Origin of the sequence: Campylobacter estrildidarum (assembly GCF_005406205.1) — a bacterium.
In the GTDB taxonomy this organism is placed as follows: Bacteria; Campylobacterota; Campylobacteria; order Campylobacterales; family Campylobacteraceae; genus Campylobacter_D; species Campylobacter_D estrildidarum.
In genome coordinates, this window is record NZ_NXLZ01000009.1 from 67915 (window position 1) to 76190 (window position 8276).

The 8276-nt window shown below is 24.3% G+C and carries 4 protein-coding genes and 1 pseudogene; all 5 read right to left on the reverse strand.

Features of this window, described 5'->3' with window-relative positions:
- Nucleotides 1-372 precede the first annotated feature (372 nt).
- Nucleotides 373-2271 carry a hypothetical protein gene (locus CQA69_RS05970; RefSeq protein ID WP_137620886.1) on the reverse strand — a complete coding sequence of 633 codons (1899 nt, stop codon included), beginning with the start codon at nt 2269-2271 and terminating at the stop codon, nt 373-375.
- Between the two features lie 1657 nt (nt 2272-3928).
- Nucleotides 3929-4460, reverse strand: a pseudogene (locus CQA69_RS09415) (glycosyltransferase family 2 protein); the annotation flags it as partial.
- Nucleotides 4438-5766, reverse strand: a complete 1329-nt coding sequence (locus CQA69_RS05980; RefSeq protein ID WP_137620888.1) for a glycosyltransferase family 2 protein — start codon at nt 5764-5766, stop codon at nt 4438-4440. The gene CQA69_RS05980 and the pseudogene CQA69_RS09415, both read right to left, overlap by 23 nt.
- On the reverse strand, nt 5763-6863 hold the full coding sequence (gene glf, locus CQA69_RS05985; RefSeq protein ID WP_137620889.1) for a UDP-galactopyranose mutase: 1101 nt from the start codon (nt 6861-6863) through the stop codon (nt 5763-5765). Before glf ends, CQA69_RS05980 begins: the two co-directional genes overlap by 4 nt.
- 69 nt (nt 6864-6932) lie before the next feature.
- Nucleotides 6933-8276, reverse strand: a 1344-nt coding sequence (locus tag CQA69_RS05990) for a glycosyltransferase family 2 protein (RefSeq protein WP_137620890.1), incomplete at its 5' end; no start/stop codon positions are given.

Here is an 8276-nt window from a genome sequence, read left to right on the forward strand (position 1 = left end):
AAATTGGAATATTGTAAATGCGACAACGCTTTTCAATGTAAAACATAATAGATTTTATGAAATTTTCTTTTTTAAAAAGCAATATATAAGTATTGTTTTAAAAAAATATTCAATTTTAAGCCTTAAATAAATTAAATTTATTTTTTTGATAAAAATATTTCAACATTATTTCAAAAAATATAACAAAAAATGTTTCAACCTTGATGGAAGAAAACAAAATGTACATTTGCAAAATTCTTCAATTGTAATCCAAGAATCAAATATAAAAAAACTTTAAATTATCACAGTAACTCTTTATGAAGAAAAATCAGAAAATCTTTAAAAAATTATAAGTATAAAAGAGAATAAATATACTTTAATTTTAGAAATACTTTATATAAGCTTTTTGGATTTAAATTCTTTATTTAGCTTATTAATTTCAAACCACAACTTGAACAATCCGCCTTTATACCAAGTTTTATAAGAATGCATTAAAATTTGACCTAATCTGTATTCCAAACTTTCCTTTTCTTTTAAAGCTTCTTGATAATCTGCATAAGATTCTAAAATTGGCAAACGCGACGATGGATGTTCTTGTAATCTTTTTTTATAAATTTCTTTTTCTTTGGTATGTTTCGCCTTTATATAAAATAATATAAAAGGCATTTTTATATATCCAAATAAAGATGTAGAATTTTCTACCATAGCTTGTCCTAGTTTGTATGAAAGTTGATTTTTAATCCTAGCTACAGCTGAAATTCTAAAAAGTTTGTTGGTAACCCTGGCACCTTGATCAACATATTTATAATTCTCTTTTAATAAATCAAAAAAAGCAATAATTCTATTTATAATCTCATCATTGATTTTTCCTTTTAACAATTCACAATCCTCTGATAATTCCTTATCAAAATTTGGAATTCTGATTCCAGCTAATGCTTTGGTATAATAAATATCATGCGACACTAACTGACTTACTATATTTAAACCCGAAATTAAAGGATATTTATATAAAACTTCGTGGTTGTTAGCATAATCGGTATAGAACTTATTACTTTTTATAGAATCTAAATCATTATAAACTTGAACATACTTTTTAACTGCTGATCTTGTTCCAGCAATACAACCACTTCCACTTCCAATCCAAACAACCGCATCTGATATCTCATCTATCTCTAAATTAACCAAATCATTATAATTTATCGCACATGGATTAACATCGGATCGAATAACTATAACATAATCATATTTCAAGTAATTTTCTTTTTCATATTCTCGCATCACACTAAAGCTTTTATACATTCCGTAATACAGTTTACAATGTTGATGTTCAAAAAATACATTCTCCTGTTTTTCTAGTTTTATTTTCTTTAAAAAATTTTTATTTAGCAAGGACATATCTTTCTTTGAAATTTTATAACTATATTCATTTTGCATTTTGTAATACGTTCTAGGCAATAATCTTGCAAAATCCGCATTGTAATTAATTTCAGGTGGTACTTCTTTTCCAATACTTGCTTTAAAGCATCTTAAAGCCCATTCTATCCCTCCCATTAATCCACACCATTGCTGATACTCATCCCAACTAAATAAAAAACAATCGGCTTTCAATGGCTTAGCCATAGTATCTATAATATAATTCAAGTTTTCTTGCCAATTTCCCCTTAATACTCCATATAAACAAATAGCTATTTTCTTTTCTTTTTTGCAATCATAGAGTCTTAAAATATTTTTAACTTCATTATTATATTTTTTTAAATACGACTTCATATTGTCAGTCTTTAAATTGCTATATAAAAAAGTTGCAAAACTAAAAATTTCATCGTGATACCAAGTTGGAATGAAAAACTCTACTTTTTTATCTAAATCTAAGACACAAAAATAATCAATTAGTTTTGCACATAAAAATTTGTTCAATAAAGAATTATCAAAAGAGCGAATTTTCTTAAAACTATCTAATGCTTCTTTTGCACCTAAAGATAAGTTACTTAATTTTTTGAGCAATGAATGAGATAAAATTATTTCTTGTGGAAATGATTGCACATACTGTTCATTATCTACTCTTGACAAAAGATCTTTGAAATATAAAAAATCTCCAAATTTATTTTTATCCCAATATTCTATCAATTCAATATCTTTTAAAAAATATAATAATTTATCAATTTGAGCTGTATTGTAAAGAAAATCTATATATTCTTTTTTTCCATTTTCATCAGTCTTTGCCCATGAATTATAAAAATTTTCCGCTAAATCAAATTGCCAATTATTTATACACTGATTAATAATATGTTTCATATATTTGTCCTTATAACAATATTATTAATATCATTGCTTTTCATTTCTTGTTTAATTTCATCGTATAAAACATCATATGAAAAATTATCTTCAATATTGCAAAAAATATAAAAACACTTTAAATAGATTTTTTCTGATATAATATACCTTAACAATTCAAAAGTATTACTATTTAATTTTAGGTACAATATCAATAATTTACAATCGTTGAAAGCTTCATTATCTAAAAACCAATTAATATCTTTTACTTGGATAAAATTAAAATTCTCTTGGCTAATTGTGTTATCGTTATTTAATTTATATTTCTTTTTTTTAGTAAATGTTTTAGCCCCTAAAATAAAATTAAATATTTCCATATTTTTTACATTTTTCTTCCGAGTTAATAAAAAATTAAAATTATCTGGCTCAAAAGCATAAAAATATATATTATCAAATATAGACAATGTTTTATAATCTTCCAAATATTTATCAGTCAAATCAACAAAAGCAATATTTTCGTAAGACAAATATTTCATTAAATTCTCATCTTTAAAAAAAATTAATAAATTATTATTGGTATCGTAAAAATTCAAATTTTTATTTTGAAAAATTAAATTATTAATACCAATTTCAATATTATATAAATATCCTCTTAGATTTGATATTTCTGAATGAATAGCTGATCTTTCTTTGGTTATTTTATTTTTTTGAAATCTGAATAAAATTATAGATGCTTGAAACAAAAAAACAAAATAACCACCTAAATATCTATATTTATGACACTTTAAAAAGGATAATCCTATCTTATAACTCAAATGTTTTTTTAAATAATCAAGTCTATAATAATCTTCATACTCTTGTAATTTTGGCAACTCAAAGTATGAATTATTTGCAACTCTTGTTTGAAATATTTTTTGTTCTAGTTTATTTTGATTAAAAATTTTATAAATTTTTACAGGTAATTTAATTACCTTTTTTAAGGATCTACAATTTTGTAAGATTGTATTGCCTAATCTATAAGGTAATTCGTTTTTGAATCTAAATTCAATACCATGTGGCTTTATATCATATTTTTTCATTAATTTTTTAATGGTTTTCGCATTGGATAATAAATTTAAAGGATCTATATTAAAATGTATGATTTCAAATGCGTTTTTTATATAGGTTGGTAATAAATATTTACAAAGTGACTTATTTAATAAAGAATCGCGTTGTAATTTTAAAAATTTAACAAGCTCTAAATAAGTTTTAACGGAAGAACTTACATGAAAATACTTCTTTGTTTGAGTAACATCATCATTAAAATGCTTAAGATTGCTTTTAAAAAAAACAGGGATATTTTTTTGTGTAATTTTACCATCATATGACATTATAGAGTTAGGGCGAATTCTATAAGTATAAAGTTCATTAGGAAAAACATAAACACGTTTTAATTGTGAAAATAAAACAATACCAAAATGATCATCTTCTTGAATTATATAATTAATAAATTTTAATTTTATACCTTTTAAAAAAACAAAATTTATCATTCCTTGCCAAGAAAAATAAAACCATGACAATTTATTATTGTATAATCTTTCCAACCAATCATTTCTTTCTAGTATACATTCTTGTGTATAATTAAACCATTTTATATTCGATCTCCAATTACTATGATTGACACCATCTAATAGAATTTTTACATCAAACCAAACCACTTCAACCCCATCCATTCTAGGGACACATTCTTCTATACAGTTTAATTCCCAATAATCATCACTATCTAAGAAGATAATATAATCTATATCAGGTGTTTTAAAATTTAAAAGTTCATCTTTGTTTTTAAAGAATTTAGAACTTTTATAGACTTTATATATTTCATAAGGATTGTTTCCATCTAAATCAAATTCTATTAAAGAATTTTCTTTAATGTCATTAGTAATATTTTTAAGTTTATATTCTTTGCTAAAATATTCTATGCCAACATTCCTTGCCGAAGAAAGTCCTCCATTTTTTTTATCAAATAAAATAAATCTTTCATCTTTTAAGGTATATTCTTTAGCAATATTTAATGAATTTTCATCTGTGCTTCCATCATTGACTAAAACAATTTGTAAATTTTTATAAGTTTGATTAATAACGCTGTCTAAACATTCTTTTAAATAATCTTGTACATTATATATTGGTATGACTACGCCGACTGTTTTACTAATAGATATTATTTCTTGCATCTTTTTTGTATTCCTTATATATAGCATAAATCTTAAAAATAAAAGCAAAAGGATGATTAATTAATTCCTGGCCAATTTTATAGCTTAAATGCTTTTTTACTTTTAATGCTTCATAATAATCGGCATATTCTTCGATTGGTTTTGGTTTTAATTCGGGCTGTATTTTATAAATGATATTTTTTACTTTTTTTTCAAAATAATGACTTAATAGAATGTTTATAAATCTTATAGGTAATCGTATAAAATCTAAAATAGTTTTATTCTTTACAATAGCCAAACCGAGCTTATAAGACAACTGGTTTTTAATTTTATTAACTGCACCTAGTGGTTTATTGGTTATCTTATAATAATATGCATTTGGGTTATTTATTATATCATTTAATATTTCTAACTGTATTGCATGAAACAAAGAAGAATCAAATTCCTTATCATCTTGAATTTGTTTAAAATCTTTTGCCATTTTTTGTAAAAATTCCTGCTTGTATTCATTACCTATTCTATGTAAATTCCAATTATAACCACCATATCTTAAGTATGCAATTATTGGCAAAGCTTGTTTAATATTACATTTTAAAGCAAAATTTCTTATAAAATCATACTCATCACAAATACAATACACTTTAGCACGACTATTGCAAGAAGAGTTAACATTGTCTTGTCTATAATAATAATATGCTTCTTTTATTAAAAAAATACTTTTGGCTAAAACTTGCAATTGAAACCAAAAACCAGCATCTTGAAAAGCAGAACCCGGAGTTTCATTGCATAAAATATTATATTTTTTTATAAAATCTAGTTTATGAATTCCGCTTGGATTTATAACGTTACATTCTGTTAAAATTCTATTATCAACATTAAAATTTAATATTTTTCCGTATAAATTTTCAGTCCAATTTAATAATCTATATTTATAAATTCTTTCTTCTTTGTCCCAAAAATCTAACATATCGCCTTTGACTATGTCGCATTTTGTTTTCTTGGCTATATTATAAAGATCTTCATACATATTTTTTTTTATATAATCATCGCTTTCAACTATGCCTAAGTATTCACCCTTAGTTTTTTTAATGCCAAGATTCATTTGATATCCATAACTTTTTTTATCGGATAATATGACTTTCAATCTTTTATCTTTTTTTTCATATTCTCTAAGAACTTCAAGAGTCCCATCAGTAGAACCCGCATCTACGCAAATTATTTCTATATCTTGTAAAGTTTGATTTAATACACTATCAATACACTCATGAATATATTTTATAGAATTAAGTGATGGTATAACAATGGATATCTTAGGAATTTCGATCATAATATCCCTAACTCTTTTTTTGAAAATTCTAGTGCCGATTTAACACTATCTTGCATATCATAGTACCTATATTCGCCTAATCTTCCACCAAAAAAAACATTATTTTCTTTTTTGGCTAGTTCTAAATATTTTTCATATAATTCCTGATTTTTATCATCGTTAATAGGGTAATATGGCTCTATGTTTTTATTCCATTCTAGTGGATACTCCTCGCTTATAACTGTTTTTTCCTGTGTTCCAAATTCGAAATGTTTATGTTCGATCGTTCTTGTATATGGAGTTTCTCTATCTGTATAATTTACAACAGCCACTCCTTGATAGTTATTTGTATCCAAAATTTTATGTTCAAATCTTAGACTTCTGTACTCTAAAGCGCCGTATTTATAATTAAAATAAGAATCAATAGTTCCTGTAAAAATGATTTTTTTAGCCTTATTTTGAAACTCTTGTCTTTGTTCCAAAAAATCCACTTCTAATAAAACTTCACATTTTTCTAACATTTTCTCAAAAATAGCTGTATAGCCTCCTATAGGTATACCTTGATATGGATCATTAAAATAATTATTATCATATATATATCGCACAGGAATTCTTCTTATAATAGATGCGGGTAAATCTTTACAATCCCTGCCCCATTGTTTCTCAGTATAGCCCTTAATAAATTTTTCATATACATCTCTTCCAACAAGCTTTATGGTATGCTCTTCAAGATTTTTAGGCTCACCTTGTATTTCCTTGCCCTGTTGTAATATAATCTCTCTAGCTTCTTTTGGGCTAAAGATATTCCATAATTTACTAAAAGTATTCATATTAAAAGGCAAATTATAAATTTCTCCTTTGAAATTAGCTATTGGAGAATTCACAAAATGGTTAAATTTGCAAAATTGTTGCATATATTTCCAAATATTTTCATCAGATGTTCTAAAAATATGTGCTCCGTATTTATGAACATTGATATTTTCTACACTTTCAGTATAGCAGTTGCCTCCTATATGAGATCTTCTTTCTAACACCAAGCATTTTAAACCTTTTTTACTTGCCTCATAAGCAAAAATACTACCAAATAATCCTGTTCCAACCACTAAATAATCATACACTGAACAACCTTATTAATTTATGAATTATTAATATAAATTATATCAAATTATTTTAAACCATAAAAAAAATTAAAAATTTTTAAACAAAATTTTTCTTAATCTTATAGCCTTTTGATAATCTTTATAAAATTCTAATGGTAATTTTTTGTGTGATTTTTTACGTTTTATAATTTCTTTTTGATGCTTCAAAACTACGTAAATAGCACTAAAAGGCAACAAAAATTTTTTTATACCTTTACTAGTAGATATTTTTTTAGCTATTTTATACGAAAGATATTCTTTTGCTCTACTTACCGCACCTAGTGGTTGATTTTGTATATATTTTTCTAACTCCAAAATAGAACTTTTATCTACTAAATATTCTTTAAAATTTTTTAGATGTAAAGCTTTATTACAAACTACTGGTAAAAACAACTCTTCAATTTCTTTAGAAAATGGGTTATTATGATTTTTTGCATAGTTTAAAAATTCTAAAGCTATTTTAAACCAACTTAAAGCTTTATGATACTCTTTAGCTTTTTCTTCATCATTAAAAACATCAAATTTTTTTAAATAAGAGCTAAAATGGATTTTATTTTTTTTATTTGTAAAATTCATTAAACTTCCAGATCTTAAACGATAAATATATTTTTTTTCCGGATAAATATAAATTTTTGAATTCAAAGCAAATAAAAGAACCCCGAAATGACAATCTTCAGCAAAAATTCCATCGATAAATTTTAAATCAATTTTTCGTAAAAAATTAAAATCAATCATACCTTGCCACGCAAACCAAAAATAAAAAATATTATTTTTTTTAACCCTATGTAACCATTCTTTAGAAGTAATAATCTTTTCATCTTTGAAATCAAAATAATCCATTTGAGTTTTATAATTCTTTTTTTTGACTTTTTGAAAAAATGGTCTATAGTTAAACCAAACCACTTCAACCCCATCCATTCTAGGGACACATTCTTCTATACAGTTTAATTCCCAATAATCATCACTATCTAAGAAGATAATATAATCTATATCAGGTGTTTTAAAATTTAAAAGTTCATCTTTGTTTTTAAAGAATTTAGAACTTTTATAGACTTTATATATTTCATAAGGATTGTTTCCATCTAAATCAAATTCTATTAAAGAATTTTCTTTAATGTCATTAGTAATATTTTTAAGTTTATATTCTTTGCTAAAATATTCTATGCCAACATTCCTTGCCGAAGAAAGTCCTCCATTTTTTTTATCAAATAAAATAAATCTTTCATCTTTTAAGGTATATTCTTTAGCAATATTTAATGAATTTTCATCTGTGCTTCCATCATTGACTAAAACAATTTGTAAATTTTTATAAGTTTGATTAATAACGCTGTCTAAACATTCTTTTAAATAATCTTGTACATTATATATTGGTATGACTACGCCGACTGTTTT